14 protein-coding genes are annotated in these 14,571 nt (G+C 57.8%); 6 read left to right on the top strand and 8 right to left on the bottom strand.

The genetic code is table 11. From position 1 onward, the window contains the following. The first annotated feature begins 23 nt into the window (after positions 1-23). The 4 genes from gloB to GS630_RS17635 all read left to right on the top strand — a co-directional run bounded on the left by gloB (position 24) and on the right by GS630_RS17635 (position 4,310). The gene (gloB, locus tag GS630_RS17650; protein WP_171620146.1) at positions 24-791 is read left to right on the top strand and encodes a hydroxyacylglutathione hydrolase; all 768 of its coding nucleotides are present in this window, start codon (positions 24-26) and stop codon (positions 789-791) included. A gap of 174 nt (positions 792-965) precedes the next feature. After that, positions 966-3,290 carry an ATP-dependent Clp protease ATP-binding subunit ClpA gene (gene clpA, locus GS630_RS17645; RefSeq protein WP_171619849.1) on the top strand — a complete coding sequence of 775 codons (2,325 nt, stop codon included), beginning with the start codon at positions 966-968 and terminating at the stop codon, positions 3,288-3,290. Between the two features lie 133 nt (positions 3,291-3,423). Further along, the gene (locus GS630_RS17640; RefSeq protein ID WP_171181344.1) at positions 3,424-3,720 is read left to right on the top strand and encodes a hypothetical protein; all 297 of its coding nucleotides are present in this window, start codon (positions 3,424-3,426) and stop codon (positions 3,718-3,720) included. After that, entirely contained in the window at positions 3,717-4,310 is a 594-nt protein-coding gene (locus tag GS630_RS17635; protein ID WP_171181342.1) for a YHYH protein, read from the top strand. Before GS630_RS17640 ends, GS630_RS17635 begins: the two co-directional genes overlap by 4 nt. A gap of 51 nt (positions 4,311-4,361) precedes the next feature. Here the strand turns inward: GS630_RS17635 and GS630_RS17630 are convergent, their stop codons facing one another. The 4 genes from GS630_RS17630 to GS630_RS17615 form a co-directional block, all read right to left on the bottom strand. Further along, positions 4,362-5,018 (bottom strand): phosphotransferase, encoded by a 657-nt coding sequence (locus GS630_RS17630; protein WP_171181340.1) that lies wholly within the window; start codon positions 5,016-5,018, stop codon positions 4,362-4,364. A 112-nt stretch (positions 5,019-5,130) separates the two neighbouring features. Beyond that, complete coding sequence (locus GS630_RS17625; protein ID WP_171181337.1) at positions 5,131-6,873, bottom strand: peptidoglycan -binding protein; 1,743 nt, start codon at positions 6,871-6,873, stop codon at positions 5,131-5,133. Positions 6,874-6,876: 3 nt separating this feature from the next. Further along, a complete protein-coding gene (locus GS630_RS17620) occupies positions 6,877-8,055 on the bottom strand; it encodes a biopolymer transporter ExbB (protein ID WP_171181335.1) in 1,179 nt (392 codons plus the stop codon). A gap of 69 nt (positions 8,056-8,124) precedes the next feature. After that, positions 8,125-8,655, bottom strand: coding sequence for a gamma-glutamylcyclotransferase (locus tag GS630_RS17615; RefSeq protein WP_171181333.1), 531 nt, complete (start codon positions 8,653-8,655; stop codon positions 8,125-8,127). 67 nt (positions 8,656-8,722) lie between these two features. On the opposite strand from GS630_RS17615, the gene GS630_RS17610 reads away from it, so the two are divergent. Beyond that, positions 8,723-9,724 carry a DUF2125 domain-containing protein gene (locus GS630_RS17610; protein ID WP_171619851.1) on the top strand — a complete coding sequence of 334 codons (1,002 nt, stop codon included), beginning with the start codon at positions 8,723-8,725 and terminating at the stop codon, positions 9,722-9,724. Here the strand turns inward: GS630_RS17610 and GS630_RS17605 are convergent. From GS630_RS17605 to GS630_RS17590, 4 genes are all read right to left on the bottom strand, one after another. Then, positions 9,721-10,524, bottom strand: coding sequence for an extensin family protein (locus GS630_RS17605; protein WP_171181319.1), 804 nt, complete (start codon positions 10,522-10,524; stop codon positions 9,721-9,723). The two genes, GS630_RS17610 and GS630_RS17605, sit on opposite strands and share 4 nt — an antisense overlap. Beyond that, positions 10,521-11,441, bottom strand: a complete 921-nt coding sequence (locus GS630_RS17600) for a prephenate/arogenate dehydrogenase family protein (protein ID WP_171181317.1) — start codon at positions 11,439-11,441, stop codon at positions 10,521-10,523. Before GS630_RS17600 ends, GS630_RS17605 begins: the two co-directional genes overlap by 4 nt. Further along, positions 11,438-12,523, bottom strand: a complete 1,086-nt coding sequence (gene hisC / locus GS630_RS17595) for a histidinol-phosphate transaminase (RefSeq protein ID WP_171181315.1) — start codon at positions 12,521-12,523, stop codon at positions 11,438-11,440. The genes GS630_RS17600 and hisC overlap by 4 nt, the downstream gene beginning before the upstream one ends. A gap of 65 nt (positions 12,524-12,588) precedes the next feature. After that, positions 12,589-14,004, bottom strand: coding sequence for an aminotransferase class V-fold PLP-dependent enzyme (locus GS630_RS17590; RefSeq protein WP_171238359.1), 1,416 nt, complete (start codon positions 14,002-14,004; stop codon positions 12,589-12,591). 102 nt (positions 14,005-14,106) lie between these two features. On the opposite strand from GS630_RS17590, the gene GS630_RS17585 reads away from it, so the two are divergent. Then, positions 14,107-14,568, top strand: coding sequence for an Lrp/AsnC family transcriptional regulator (locus tag GS630_RS17585; protein WP_171619853.1), 462 nt, complete (start codon positions 14,107-14,109; stop codon positions 14,566-14,568). Positions 14,569-14,571 lie beyond the last annotated feature (3 nt).

Here is a 14,571-nt window from a genome sequence, read left to right as displayed (position 1 = left end):
TAGCAATGAAAGGGCAAAAAGCCATGCCTCTTGAGATCGTTACAATCCCATGCCTGAGCGACAATTACGCCTTTCTGGCCCACGACGCCACGAGCGGCCAGACCGCGCTGATCGACGCCCCCGAAGCTGCACCGATTCTGCAGGCGCTGGATGAAAAAGGATGGACGCTTTCACATGTGCTTTTGACCCATCACCACTGGGATCACGTCGACGGGCTATCAGGCATTCTGGAAAAACACCCTGCACAGGTTGTCGGAGCCGCGGCGGATGCCCATCGCTTGCCGTCGCTGGATCTACAGGTGGTCGAGGGCGACAGCTTTGAAATCGGAGGGGAACAAGTTCAGGTTCTGGATGTATCCGGCCACACTGTGGGGCATGTCGCATACTACATGCCTCAAAGTGCTGCGGTATTTACCGCCGACAGTCTCATGGCGCTGGGCTGTGGTCGTCTTTTCGAGGGCACACCGGACCAGATGTGGGCATCTTTAAGTAAACTGGCCGCCCTGCCCGATGACACTTTGGTCTGCTCTGGACATGAATATACACAATCCAACGCTAAATTTGCCATTACCGTTGATCCGGACAACCCTGACCTGAAGGCGCGCATCGCGGATATTGAACGGGCGCGTGCCGCCGGAGAAGCCACTGTCCCGTCGATTCTGGCGCTGGAAAAGGCAACAAATCCGTTTCTGAGGGCTGCTGACCCGGCGATTCAAGCCCATTTAGGCATGACAGGCGCGCGTCCCGAGGCCGTTTTTGCGGAAATCCGGGGTAGAAAAGACCGGTTCTGATGCCTATTTGACCCTCTTCACGGTCACGGTCACAACAAATGTGACTGTCAAGTGAAAGAAAACCCTTGAAGCCGGACGCCGATCAACCAAACTCTAATAGTATGAGGACATGGTTGGATTGGGGTTCCGGCCGCAAGCCCGCCCCCTTCTGACCCAAGACAGAGGAGCACCCGCGTGCCTTCATTCTCGAGCACACTGGAACAAGCCATCCACGCGGCCTTGGCGGCTGCGAATGAACGGCGTCATGAATTTGCAACGCTAGAGCATCTGCTGCTGGCGCTTCTGGAAGAACCCGATGCGGTGCGCGTCATGAAAGCGTGTAGCGTCGATCTGGACGAGCTGCGCAGCACCTTGGTGGAATTCATTGACGAGGATCTTTCGAATCTGGTCACGGATATCGACGGGTCAGAAGCTGTTCCAACGGCTGCGTTCCAGCGCGTAATTCAGCGCGCCGCGATTCATGTACAAAGCTCGGGCCGGACCGAAGTGACCGGCGCCAACGTACTGGTTGCCATTTTCGCAGAACGCGAAAGCAATGCCGCCTATTTCCTGCAAGAACAGGACATGACCCGTTACGACGCGGTCAATTTCATCGCCCATGGCGTGGCCAAGGATCCCGCTTTTGGCGAAAGCCGCTCGGTTTCGGGTGCGGATCAGGTGGAAGAAGACGCACATACCACATCCGGCGAAACCGAACAAAAAGAAAGCGCGCTGGGGAAATACTGCGTCGATCTGAACGCGAAGTCGCGTGCTGGAGACGTCGATCCGCTCATCGGGCGCTCGGATGAGGTGGAACGCTGCATCCAGGTGCTGTGCCGCCGCCGCAAGAACAACCCGCTGCTGGTGGGTGATCCGGGCGTTGGCAAAACCGCCATCGCAGAAGGTCTGGCCCACAAAATCGTGGCCGGAGAAGCGCCTGATGTGCTAGCCAATACCACTATCTATTCGCTGGACATGGGCGCGCTGCTGGCCGGAACCCGCTATCGCGGTGACTTCGAAGAGCGCTTGAAAGCGGTTGTCACCGAGTTGGAGGATCATCCCGACGCCGTACTGTTTATTGACGAGATTCATACCGTGATCGGTGCCGGAGCTACTTCGGGCGGGGCGATGGATGCCTCGAACCTGCTGAAGCCCGCGCTTCAGGGCGGCAAACTGCGCACCATGGGTTCGACCACTTACAAGGAGTTTCGTCAGCATTTCGAAAAAGACCGCGCACTGAGCCGCCGGTTCCAGAAGATCGACGTGAATGAACCTTCGGTCGAGGACAGCGTCAAGATTTTGCGCGGCCTGAAACCCTATTTCGAAGAGCATCACGAGATCAAGTATACCGCCGACGCGATCAAAACCGCCGTCGAGCTTTCGGCACGTTATATCAACGATCGCAAGCTGCCCGACAAAGCCATCGACGTGATAGATGAGGCGGGCGCGGCGCAGCATCTGGTAGCCGAAAGCAAACGCCGCAAAACCATCGGGGTTAAAGAGATTGAGGCAGTTGTTGCCAAGATCGCCCGCATCCCACCCAAGAATGTCACCAAGGACGATGCCGAGGTTCTGAAGGACCTCGAAACCTCGCTCAAACGTGTAGTCTTTGGTCAGGATGATGCCATTGTGGCGCTGTCCAGTGCAATCAAGCTGGCCCGTGCGGGTCTGCGTGAGCCTGAAAAGCCCATCGGCAACTACCTGTTCGCGGGTCCAACAGGTGTGGGTAAAACCGAAGTTGCGAAACAACTGGCGGACACGCTGGGCGTAGAACTGCTGCGCTTCGACATGTCGGAATACATGGAGAAACACGCAGTCAGCCGCCTGATCGGTGCACCTCCGGGTTATGTTGGGTTTGATCAGGGCGGTCTGCTGACTGACGGTGTCGACCAGCATCCACATTGTGTGCTGCTGCTTGATGAGATCGAGAAAGCCCACCCTGATGTGTTCAACATCCTGTTGCAGGTTATGGACCACGGTGAGCTGACGGATCACAATGGACGCACGGTGAACTTCCGGAACGTGGTTCTGATCATGACCTCGAACGCGGGCGCACAGGAACAGGCCAAAGCGGCCATCGGTTTCGGACGCGACCGTCGCGAGGGCGAAGATACCGCCGCGATCGAGCGTACGTTTACACCGGAATTCCGTAACCGTCTGGATGCAGTGATCTCTTTCGCGCCGCTTCCGAAAGAGGTCATCTTGCAAGTGGTCGAGAAGTTCGTCCTACAGCTTGAAGCACAGCTGTTGGATCGCGGCGTGACCATCGATCTGACGCCCAAAGCCGCTGAATGGCTGGCTGACAAGGGCTATGACGATAAGATGGGTGCGCGTCCGCTTGGCCGCGTCATTCAGGAACACATCAAGAAGCCTCTGGCCGAAGAACTGCTGTTCGGTAAGCTGGCTAAGGGTGGTGTGGTTCGTGTCTCGGTCAAAAAGGGCGAACTGGATCTTGAGATTCTGGGCCCGGATCAGCGACGCATTCCGGGTGACAAACCTCCGTTGTTGACGGCGGATTGACCTGAAAACTGATCTTAATTTCGAAACCCGGCGACATAAATCGCCGGGTTTTTTCTGGTGTTTCAAAGCAACTTCGACGGAACCGGGGTTTTGCAGCGTGTAATCCTCTACGATCAAAATCAGAGGTGGATACATGAGCAAGACTTCAGTTGTGTGGGCCACTGCCTTTGCCGTTTCGGTAATCGCTGCCATTGCGACGGCTCAGCACAGGTTTCGCTACCACGATGAAACGAGCGCTGAGCCTCTCAGATTAGTGCCGGCCACTGTGGACCCCGGGGAAAACAGCGCATCGGTGAGGGAGACAGGTAGCAAGATCAAAGTGACGGGTAACGGAATTCCCGATCATCTGGTCGGACAGTTTCCGAACAGCGGCAACCCGCATCAGATCGAAACGCAGAAGGTCAGGCTCAGGCTTACAGCCCCCCCATGACCAAGGGCACGGTCACGCCTCTGCGCACGGGGTGGAACTTTGGCGTATCCCTTAACGGGATCGCGTTTGACCCGCTGGCGGCCGAGTTCTGGCATGGCGACCCAAACTCCGGATGGTCCTACAATGCTTTGGTTGGCTCCATTTTCCTGGGACTGGATGCCAATTATGCCCATGTGCAGCCGAACGGAAAGTATCACTATCACGGCGTACCAACCGGGCTGATCGAGCTTTTGGAATGGTCAGCTTCAGAGCATTCACCATTGGTTGGATACGCCGCTGATGGTTTTCCGATCTATGCGATGACCGGTGCAGTCGATGGGAAAGAGACTGAAATGAAATCGTCCTATCGCCTGAAGCCCGGAAACAGTCCGGGTGGCCGCGAACCGAACGGGCGATATGACGGCACTTTCAACGAAGATTACGAATATGTTGAGGGCCAAGGACATTTGGACCAATGCAACGGAACCGTCACAGTTTCAGCAGAGTATCCAAACGGGACCTACGCCTATTTCCTGACCCAGGATTACCCCTTTGTGCCTCGGTGCTTCATGGGCACACCGGATCAAAGCTTTAAGTTTGGTAGAGGTTAGGCACATTGCACCTGTCAGGTGCTTGCGCGGAAAAGGTTCCGTTTTCTGTCTCTAGCGAAGGCGGGATTGACCGCTTCGCACCGGCACCGGGAATAGCACTGGCAAAGACTTTGGCTTCCTGCCCCAAGCCTCATAGTAAGCGGCAAGGATGCAAAAGGCATAACGTGGCGCGGTGCGGCCTTGGGTCAGGGCGGACAGGACCGCAATGCCCAAATCGCGGGCCTTGCGCAATCGTCCGGCCTTCGTGGGCACAAAATACTCAAAATCGATGAATCGCATCTGCCGCCCATCCCAGCACATATCCCGAAATGCCGGGCGTCCATGGGCGAAACCCATCGCGTGAAGCCGCGCAAGCGCTTGGCCAGCGGCCCGGCACGCCCTGAGTTTTTCTGCCATGGTGATGGACATATCTGCGCAAAGCCTGGTCAGGCTGGCCCCGGCGTCTTCGACGGCGATGTACTCTTTGCTCTCAGCCACAATTCTGGGGACAGGCGCGCCGAAGTTCCACAAAAACCGATGAGATGACCGGTCTCGATCAAACGCGTTTTCAGGCTTTCCCTTCACCAGCCAGAGATGGGGTGCGAAACGTTCGACACGCTTTAGCCAAAAACTGCGTCCCTGTGGGGTTTGGCACAGGGTCACACGCTGATAGGGCGCTCGCAAAGCGTGATCAATTGCAATGTGTACATCCGTTGCCTTGTCTCTCACAAACCGCTCCAATCAACCTATGGTTATGACATAGGTTGCATCGGCTGAATTTCATCTGGCTGACGATTAAAATCCGTTCATAAAGGCCCGTCACAGACAGTGACCGAAAAGATCAACGCTCGGTCAGTTTTAATTCGATCCGGCGATTCTGCGCACGGGCTTCGGGCGTGTCAGCCGGATTGACCGGCTGGAACTCACCAAACCCGTTGGCGGCCAGACGGTTCGGCGGGATGCCCAGCGCATCAACCATGTAACGCACAACCGACAACGCACGGCCCTGGCTGAGTTCCCAGTTGTCGCGGTATCGGCCACTTCCGGCCAGCGGGACGTTGTCGGTGTGACCGTCAACGCGGATCACCCAGTTTAGACCGGTCGGAATCTCAGCGGCAACGCTACGCAGGATGTTGGCGACCTTGGCTACCTCCTGCCGCCCTTCAGCGGACAGCACGGCCGACCCTGTCGGGAACAGAACTTCGGACGAGAACACAAACCGGTCACCTTCGATCCGCACACCTTCCTGATCGCCAAGAACATCCCGCAAGCGGCCAAAGAACTCCGAGCGATAACGTTGCAGGTCTTCCGCTTGCGCCGCCAATTCCTCGTTCTGACCGGCCAACGCCTCGGCCTCGGCCTCAAGGCGCAGGCGTTCGGCTTCTTCCAACAGGCGGCGGCGGCGTTCTTCAGATGCGGCACGGGCCAGCGCCGCGTTCAGATCCTGCCCCAAAGTTTGAATCTGAATCTCTGCGGCCTCATTCCGCTCTTCAAAATCGTCGAGCAATGCCTGTAACGACCCCAACTGCCCGCGCAGGGCGGCGATTTGTTGGTTCAGCAATACCGCTTCGCGCTGCGCCTCGGCCGAGATTTCTTTCTCATCCGAAAGCGTCGATTCCGCCAAAGCCAGCAACGCCTGACGCTGTTCAGCCAGCGTTCGTTGTTCATCGGCATCTGCCTGTGCTTGCGTCTGTGCCTGCAAAGCGGCTTCAAGCTGGGCCCTTAACTCATCAGGATTCACGTCACCGAACCGGCTTTCCAGTTCGGCCTGCGCGGCTTGTGCGGCGGCCAGCAGGGTCAACGTGTCTTCGGCCTCTTGGCGTTGCGCTTCCAATGCCAACGTCATGGCGGTTAGTTCCGCATCGGCATCTTGCAGGCGATTGCGCAACGCCTCAGCGGCGGCGGCTTCGGCCAGGCGGGCGGCTTCTTCATCGCTCAGTTGCTGTTCAAGGGACGTGATTTGCGCGGCACGTTCCTCACCACTTTGCTCAAGATCGGCAACCAGTGCTTCCAGCGCCTCACGGCGGGCGGCCGCCAGCCGGGCGGCTTCGGTTTGCGCATCAATTTCTTCACGGCTTTGGGCCAGAGCGAGGTTCAGGGCCTCTTGCTCGGTCAGCAATTGCTCACGCTGCGTCTCCAGCGCCGCGATATCGCCCAGTGCCTGTTCCTGTTCGGCCAATAGGGCGGCAACCTGTGCTTCGAAATTTGTGATCCTCGTCTGCGCCTGATCCAAAGCCGCGGCCTGTCGGTCACGCTCGGTGGTCAGCGAGGCGATCAGAGATTGTGCCTGGGCCAGATCGTCTTCGGCCTGCGATAAGGTTGTGTTCAACGCCCCAAGTCGCGCCTGCAAGCGGCTGTTCTCACGCTCCTCCAGACCCAAAGCACCTGCAAGCGCCGCAACTTCATCCGCCAACGAGGTCAGTTCATCTTCTTGCCCCGAGATGGTTTCGCGCAATACGAACTGGATCACCATGAAGATGGTCAGGACAAAAGTCAGCACCATCAACAGACCCGTCATCGCATCCACGAATCCAGGCCAGACCGAGCCCTGGAACCGTTGACCGGTGCGGCGGGACAGCGCCATGGGTTACTCTCCTTCCGGCGTGGTGCGTACTGCGCCGCGCGGCAGAGTCAGTGCCTTGACCAGAAGTTCGATATCCTTACGGAATTCGTTCATGCTTTCCTGTCGACCCGCCGAAATCTCTTCGAGAATACGCAGCAACTGAACGTCCATTGAACGAAGCCGCATTCGGCTTTCCGCGTCGATACCCTCACCTGCGCCGTGTTCACGCATGTGATCCAGCAGCGCATCCTGCCCAAGCGCAACACGCTCCAAAGCCGAGGTGACACTTTCGCTATTGGCCTGACGATTGTTCATCTCACCGATCACATCGACCAGTTGACCTAGCTTAGCCGAAACCTCTGCCCGATCACTTTCCTGGGCTGAGAACAAATCCTGCAGGGCGTCCATCTGTTCGGACATGGCATCTAAGACCGGCGCGAGCACAGCGATCTCGGCTCCGCCTTCCTCACCGCCTGCAAAGCCAACGCGCGTAATCGAAGACAGCCATTCTTCGAGTTCACGATAAAACCTGTTCTGCCCGTGTCCGGCAAACACTTCGAGCAGACCGACGATCAGAGACCCGGCCAAGCCCAGCAAGGACGAACCAAACGCAACACCCATACCCTGCAACTGTGCCTCAAGCCCGGTCATCAGACGGTTGAAGACGGCCAGACCTTCTTCGCCCTCCTGCGGGTTCAGGCTTCGGATGGTGTCAACGATGGCCGGAACGGTTGTCGCCAAACCAAAGAATGTGCCCAAAAGACCCAAATAGATCAGGACGTTGGTGATATAGCGGGTAATTTCTCGCTCTTCCTCGACCCGCTCCGCCACGGAATCCAGAATGGATCTGGTCGAGGTAGAACTGATCTGAGACCGGGCACCGCGCTCGCGCAATAGTGATGCCAAAGGGGCCAACAGCTGCGGTGTACGGGCGTCTTCTCGAACAACACCCCCCACAAAGGCTTCGATCCAGCGCACAGACCCAATCAGCTGTGTCACCTGATAGAAACACGCAAAAACGCCGATCAGGAATACCAGCAGGATAAAGCCATTCAGATACGGATTGGCGAAGAATACCGGCAGCACGTAGGGCAGCGCCAGAAACACACCCAGCCCGGACAGGCCGATTGCCATCAACATCAACAGGATTTGTCGTGTTGGATGCGAGAAATGGGGTCTCGCGCCCTGATGTGCCTGCGCCATGCGCGTGGTTCCCGGTCTTTGCCTGCTCTGCGATGAATCTAGCGAAATTCCGCGGGTTACGCCAAGAGTTTATGCGGTGATGCTGCGCACCCGTTGCGCCAACCACTCAAGATCGGAGTCGCGCAGACCGATCTCGGCCAAATGTTCGGCGGTATTGTACAGGTATTCGTCGTTGGGACCGCGCCCACCAATCGCGTTGGCGATGATCTGGGCCTGATCCTCTAATGGCATCCCACCGCAATACTGGACGTGGTCTGCATCGATCACATAGGTGACGGCATTGACGATGTCTCCGGTTTCCAGATGCACATCCAGCATCCGCTCGACATAGGCCGACGAAATCAGTTCGCGTTCGCGCAATTCGTGCAGGGTACGCTCTTCGTGGCCAGCCTCAACCGCCAGGGCCAAACCCGTGCAATTTGCGTTTACCTGCTCGTCCAGCGCCAGCACCAGACCCGGTTTTTCCTCGGTCCCGCGGTGGTGGATCGAGCTCATGCAGAAGGATCGGGCAAACCCGTGCAACGTTGCGCGTTCGCTGCGCGCCACCGGAAAGCCCGGATTCCACAGCAGCGATCCATATCCGAATACCCACATCGTCATTGCACTGGTCCTTGCCTGTTTCGGCCTATAAACATCAAATCCGAGGCAGGAAAAAGGGCCAAAGCTCATGCGCCGTCTATTACGAGTGTTCATCTTTATAGCCGCTCTGTGGAGCATCTATTGGTTCATCGCCGGATTTGGGCTGCGCAATGCCATCACCGGCTGGTTCGACCAACAGCAGGAGCTGGGCTGGCAAGCGGAGTTCTCGGAGGTTGAGACAGCGGGCTACCCGACCCATCACATGACACGGCTGAACAATCCCGCCCTAGCGGATCCGGTAACGGGTACCGCATGGAGCGCGGACTGGATTGAGTTCGAAAGCCCTGCGATCTGGCCCGGACGTCAGATCCTGCGCTTTGCCGATACACCGCAGCGCCTGTCATATTTCGATCAGACCGCAACGATCGAAGCAGATGCGTTGCAAGCGCAATTGCAGTTGCGGCCGGGCGTAGCGTTGGTTCTGGAAAAAATGGCACTGACCGCAGGCCCATGGTCCATTACCGAGAACGCGCAGGCTTTGGCCGCGGGTGGAACCCTGGAACTGCTGATGGAGCAAACCGCCACACCCGAAGCCTATAACATGGCTGTGCGCGTGGATGGATTTGCCCCTGGCGATGAGCTGCGTGATCTGATGAAGTCCGCCGCCTCGCTGCCGCAAGCTTTTGACACACTTGAACTGGACATGGTCGCGACCTTCAGCAAACCCTGGGACCGGTCCGCGCTGGAACAGGGTCGACCTCAGCCGGTCAGGATCGACCTTAAGCTCGCCGAGGCCAAGTGGGGTGGGCTCAGGTTATTCGCCACCGGCGCATTGGATGTGGATGAGCAAGGAATTCCAACAGGAGAGATAGCGGTCAAGGCAGAAAACTGGCGGGACATGATCGCCATGGCAAATGCGGCGGGTGCCCTACCCGATCAGGCCGTAGATCCGGTTACGCGCGCGCTCAACTTTATGGCTGGGTTGGGGGGGAACCCTAATGCACTGGACTTGCAGCTGAATTTCCGCGACGGATTTGTAGCACTTGGACCATTGCCCTTGGGGCCTGCCCCTCGCCTGATCTTGCGCTAGCGGCAGTAAGTGCCACTGCGATAGCGGGCTGTGTCCAGATGGAAATGATCCTTGTGATAGCGGTCTGAATTCGGCCCCAGAACGGTGCCAAACGGGCCGCACGCGCCGCGCCAGATCTTCTTGAGTTGCTTTTGCGAGGGGTTCTTGCGCCAGCCTTTCAGTACTGTCACCACCTCGCCATCGGCCATCGTGAACCCCGAGATGTCAATTGCCCGACCCTTGCCATGCTCGGAAATCCGAGCACCCTTGCGGTTGTTGCGGGTTCGGCACGCGTAATGGGCAGCCACTTGTAGCTCAACCACAGGGCCACGGCGCTTAAAAGTGGGTTTGACTGTTTTATCAACCCATTTGTTCAGTGCGATCGCGGTGCCACAGTCCATGGTCGAAGGACGGCTGAGCGCCACACCCGAGACAGAAGTGATCTGCACTGCGTCTTTGACGCCACAAGCTGAATTCTTACTTCCGACCCGACCCACTGGCTTGCCCTGAATGGCAATATCACCGCAGACCGAGCTTTTGCGCAGCTTGCGCTTCTTGAACAGCACCTCTTGTTCCAGCCATTCGGGGCGCATCAAGGGTCTAAGCGGCACCTCCGACGGACGCACCACCGCAGCTGTAACCTGTGGCGAAACCGGGCGTGATACAGGTCGCAATGTTGGTTGAGCACCGTCGGTTTTCGCGACCTGCCCCAACGCCGGACGCGTCAAAGGCACCAAGGACCGATCCAGAGGCGCAGCCTGCGATGTCATGGCCGTTAAGGCCAGGACTCCGATCAGAACGTGCCCCCAGCTTAGCTTCATGTACTTGACTTCCCGCGCCCAAAATCCGGAGCATCCGTATCCTGCCCCGCATCGATAATGCCGCGACGAATAGCACGCGTCCGGGTAAAGTAGTCAAACAAATGTTCTCCGTCACCGGTTCGGATGGCGCGTTGCAGGGCAAACAGCTCTTCGGTGAAGCGGCCCAGAATTTCCAGCGTGGCATCCTTGTTGGACAGGAAAACATCCCGCCACATGGTCGGGTCGGATGCTGCGATGCGGGTGAAGTCCCGGAAACCGGCGGCCGAATATTTTATGACCTCACTGTCGGTTACGCGTCGCAGATCGTCTGCCACGCCAACCATTGTATAGGCAATCAGGTGCGGCGCATGAGAGGTCACGGCCAACACCAGATCATGGTGATCTGCATCCATCTCATCGACGTTTGACCCCATGCCTTCCCACAACGCACGTAGGCGGGCAATCGCCTCGGGGTCCGAGTTCTCGACCGGGACCAACAGGCACCAGCGGTTGTCAAACAGTTCTGCAAAACCAGATTCCGGGCCGGAATGTTCGGTACCTGCCAACGGGTGTGCCGGGATAAAATGCACGGTTTCGGGGATGTGCGGCTGCACAGCGTCGATCACGTTGCGCTTGACCGAACCGACATCCGACACCGTCGCGCCGGATTTCAAAACGGGTGCAATCTCTTCTGCGACAGCCCCCATCGCCCCGACCGGGACACAGAGGACAACCAGATCGGCGCCCTCAACGGCTTCTTGCGCGGTATCGCAAACGCGGTCGCACAGCCCTATTCTGCGCGCGGTGTCCCGAGTGGCCTCGGACCGGGCATAACCCGTGACTTCCCCGGCCAGCCCTGCCCGTTTGATCGCCCAGAACATGGACGAAGCAATCAGGCCCAGCCCGATAAGCGCAACACGGTCGTATATCTGGCTCATGCTGCGCCCTTCTTAAATGCAGTAATCGCCGCAACGACACGGCGGCAGGCTTCTTCGTCGCCCACGGTAATCCGCAGGGCGTTTGGCAGGTTGTAGCCTGCAACACGACGGACAATCAAACCCTGCGATTTGAGGTAGTCGTCGCAGGCTTCGGCCTCGGCCCTGTCTGCGAAACGTGCGAGGATGAAGTTGGTACAGGACGGGTCCGAGGGCACATCGACCTTGTCCAGCTCATCCGCCAGAAACACACGCAGACGCGCGTTTTCAGATTGGCAAAAGGACAGAAACTCGACATCGTTCACCGCAGCCTCAGCCGCAGCCAAGGCAGTCAGTGAAAGGTTGAACGGTTGGCGTACCCGGTTCAGCACGTCGATGATCGATTGATGCGCATAGCCCCAGCCAACCCGCATTCCACCCAGCCCGTACACTTTTGAAAAGGTACGGGTCATGATGACATTCTCATGGGCATCGACCAGCGACGCACCGCCGTCGAACCCGTCCACAAACTCGGCATAGGCCCCGTCCAGAACTATCAAGCAGGTGTCAGGCAGACCCTGTGCAAGCCGTTCCAGTTCGTCATTCGAGATCATGGTTGAGGTCGGGTTGCCCGGGTTGGTGACAAACACGATCCGCGTTTGCCCCGTCACTGCAGACAGAATGGCATCCACATCCACCTTGCGGTCACGCTCGGCTACCATGACCGGCGTCGCACCCGCCATGCGGGCGATGATTGGGTACATCGAGAACCCGTGCTCGGTGTAAATCACCTCATCCCCCGGGCCCGCATAAGCCTGAGCGATGAATTGCAGCACCTCGTCACTGCCGACACCGCAGATGATCCGCGCCGGGTCCAGCCCGTGGCGCGCGCCGATTGCTGCGCGCAGGCTTGCGTGGTCAGTGCTGGGATAACGATGCAAAGTTGCCGCGCTGTCGCGTACCGCCTCAATCGCCTTGGGGCTTGGCCCAAACGGGTTTTCGTTCGAGCTCAGCTTGATCACGTGTTCCACCCCGGCCACATGCGACTGGCCGCCCTGATAGAGCGCGATGTCCATAATGCCGGGTTGAGGGGTGATCTTGGTCATTGAGAGGCTCCGTTGAATGGGCCTCTCATACCTGTCTCAACGGGTTGAGAAAAGCGGCAAATCCATCATGCGGCTTTGAAGCGCGCGGTTGCCGGGTCGGCGTTGTAAAAGGGCGCGAACTCTTCGGTTCGGCGGGACAAGTCATTGACGCTGTCGATAATGAACTGAACCGTTTCCTCGTCCATCAGATACGAGAAATTCAAGCGCACCCAACCGGGCTTCTTCATCTCTTCTCCGGCCGACAAATCCGCATGCAACTCCTCGGACATGGCGCGATCTATCCCCAACAAACGATGCGCATATGGTCCCGCGCAGGCACAGCCACCGCGCGCCTGAATACCATAGATGTCGCTGAGCATCCGGGTGAACAGCTGCTGATGCACCGGTTGTCCAGCATTGTCGCGAACAAGAAACGAGAAGATTGGCAAGCGATGCGGGTTATCGACCCCAAGCAAAGTCAGGTGCGGGTTGTCCTGCCAACCTTCCAGAGCCATCTGGTTGAATTGCGCTTCGCGCCCGGCAATTTCCTCTGTTCCGACGACATCCTTCACGATGAACGCCAGTGCCGCGCGTATGTCTCCGATCACGTTGGGCGTTCCGGCCTCTTCGCGAGTTGACAGATCGGCGCTGTAATCGTGGCGCCATGGCGATACAAAACTGACCGTGCCACCGCCGGGCCAGCTGGGGCAATTTCTTTGAACGGCCGATTGATTCACGATCAAAATGCCTGACGCGCCCGGACCACCGGGGAACTTATGCGGAGAAACCACGATGGCGTCTTTGCGCGCATCCGCCGGACCCATATCCATCGGCAGATACGGCCCGCCGCCGGCATAGTCCCACACGGCCAAAGCCCCATGCGCCTTGAGCAATCGCGTCACCGGATCTGGGTCAGTAATAATGCCCGTCACATTAGATGCGGCAGAAAACGACCCGATCAACAGGTCAGCGTCCGCATGTGATTGCAACGCATTTTGCAATGCGTTCAGATCAACACCCCCACCCCGTGCCTCGGGGATTTCGATCACCTGCGCCTTGCTCTCGCGCCAGGGCAAGATGTTTGAATGATGCTCGTATGGCCCGATCAAAACAACCGGCTGGTCAGCCTCTTCCACTCCCATCAAACTGACCAACCGGTTGAGCCCCGCCGTGGCACCGGACCCGGTAAAGATCACCGTGTCCTCTCCCCTCGCGCCAACAAGGCGGGCTATCTCATCGCGTGCTTCGCGACGCAGACGTGTCATGTAGGAACCGCAGTAGGAGGCCTCGGTATGGCTGTTCGCGTAGAACGGCAACACATGCTGCGCGACATAGTCTTCGACCTGCCGCAATGCACGGCCCGAAGCGACGTAATCCGCATAGACAAGCGGTACGTCCCCAAGCAGGCCCGGGATCAGAACATTTTCTCCGATAAGTCCGTCGCGCAGGTTGGAATTGTGAGTGGTCGAACAAAGATCCGCACGAAATTTGGACAGGGTCATGGCATGGGCTCCTAAGTGCCCAACCAATGTGATTTATTCGCACCGGGGAAACTTCACCTATCTTTGCGTAGATTTCGAATATTTTGTGTCATATGATCAAGTATGACTTCAAAATTAGATCAAATTGACACGCGCATTCTGAAAGAACTGCAAAAGGACGCCACCCTATCCCAACGGGAATTGGCAGATCGCGTTGGTCTTTCTCAAAATGCCTGCTGGCGGCGATTGAAGGCCCTCAACGAAGATGGCGTCCTGATTGGATCCACCGCTCGTATCGCGCGCGAGAAACTAGGGCTGAGCTTAGCGGTCTTTGTCATGCTGCGCACGCGGCATCATTCGGCCGAATGGCTTCAGGCGTTTCGCAGCCATGTTCTGACCATCCCAGAAGTCGTGGATTTTCATCGCATCGGCGGCGATTACGATTACCAACTGAAAGTCGTCACCGAAGATATGGCGTCTTACGACAAGGTCTACCAACGCCTGATCGAAAAGGTCGAACTGGACAGTGTGACCTCGTATTTCGCGATGGAAGCGATCGCCGAAGGGCGACCGCTGCCGATTTAGACC

Origin of the sequence: Ruegeria sp. HKCCD7303 (assembly GCF_013111185.1) — a bacterium.
In the GTDB taxonomy this organism is placed as follows: domain Bacteria; phylum Pseudomonadota; class Alphaproteobacteria; order Rhodobacterales; family Rhodobacteraceae; genus Ruegeria.
This window is presented reverse-complemented; position numbering and strand designations above follow the sequence as displayed.

What these genes read in the sequence shown, in the direction of transcription:
- GS630_RS17610 (WP_171619851.1), top strand. Translation starts at nt 8,723, where the DNA reads ATGCGCCGTCTATTACGAGTGTTCATCTTTATAGCCGCTCTGTGGAGC.
- hisC (WP_171181315.1), bottom strand. Translation starts at nt 12,523, where the DNA reads ATGACCAAGATCACCCCTCAACCCGGCATTATGGACATCGCGCTCTAT.
- GS630_RS17605 (WP_171181319.1), bottom strand. Translation starts at nt 10,524, where the DNA reads ATGAAGCTAAGCTGGGGGCACGTTCTGATCGGAGTCCTGGCCTTAACG.
- GS630_RS17590 (WP_171238359.1), bottom strand. Translation starts at nt 14,004, where the DNA reads ATGACCCTGTCCAAATTTCGTGCGGATCTTTGTTCGACCACTCACAAT.
- gloB (WP_171620146.1), top strand. Translation starts at nt 24, where the DNA reads ATGCCTCTTGAGATCGTTACAATCCCATGCCTGAGCGACAATTACGCC.
- GS630_RS17625 (WP_171181337.1), bottom strand. Translation starts at nt 6,873, where the DNA reads ATGGCGCTGTCCCGCCGCACCGGTCAACGGTTCCAGGGCTCGGTCTGG.
- GS630_RS17600 (WP_171181317.1), bottom strand. Translation starts at nt 11,441, where the DNA reads ATGAGCCAGATATACGACCGTGTTGCGCTTATCGGGCTGGGCCTGATT.
- GS630_RS17635 (WP_171181342.1), top strand. Translation starts at nt 3,717, where the DNA reads ATGACCAAGGGCACGGTCACGCCTCTGCGCACGGGGTGGAACTTTGGC.
- GS630_RS17640 (WP_171181344.1), top strand. Translation starts at nt 3,424, where the DNA reads ATGAGCAAGACTTCAGTTGTGTGGGCCACTGCCTTTGCCGTTTCGGTA.
- GS630_RS17585 (WP_171619853.1), top strand. Translation starts at nt 14,107, where the DNA reads ATGACTTCAAAATTAGATCAAATTGACACGCGCATTCTGAAAGAACTG.
- GS630_RS17615 (WP_171181333.1), bottom strand. Translation starts at nt 8,655, where the DNA reads ATGACGATGTGGGTATTCGGATATGGATCGCTGCTGTGGAATCCGGGC.
- GS630_RS17620 (WP_171181335.1), bottom strand. Translation starts at nt 8,055, where the DNA reads ATGGCGCAGGCACATCAGGGCGCGAGACCCCATTTCTCGCATCCAACA.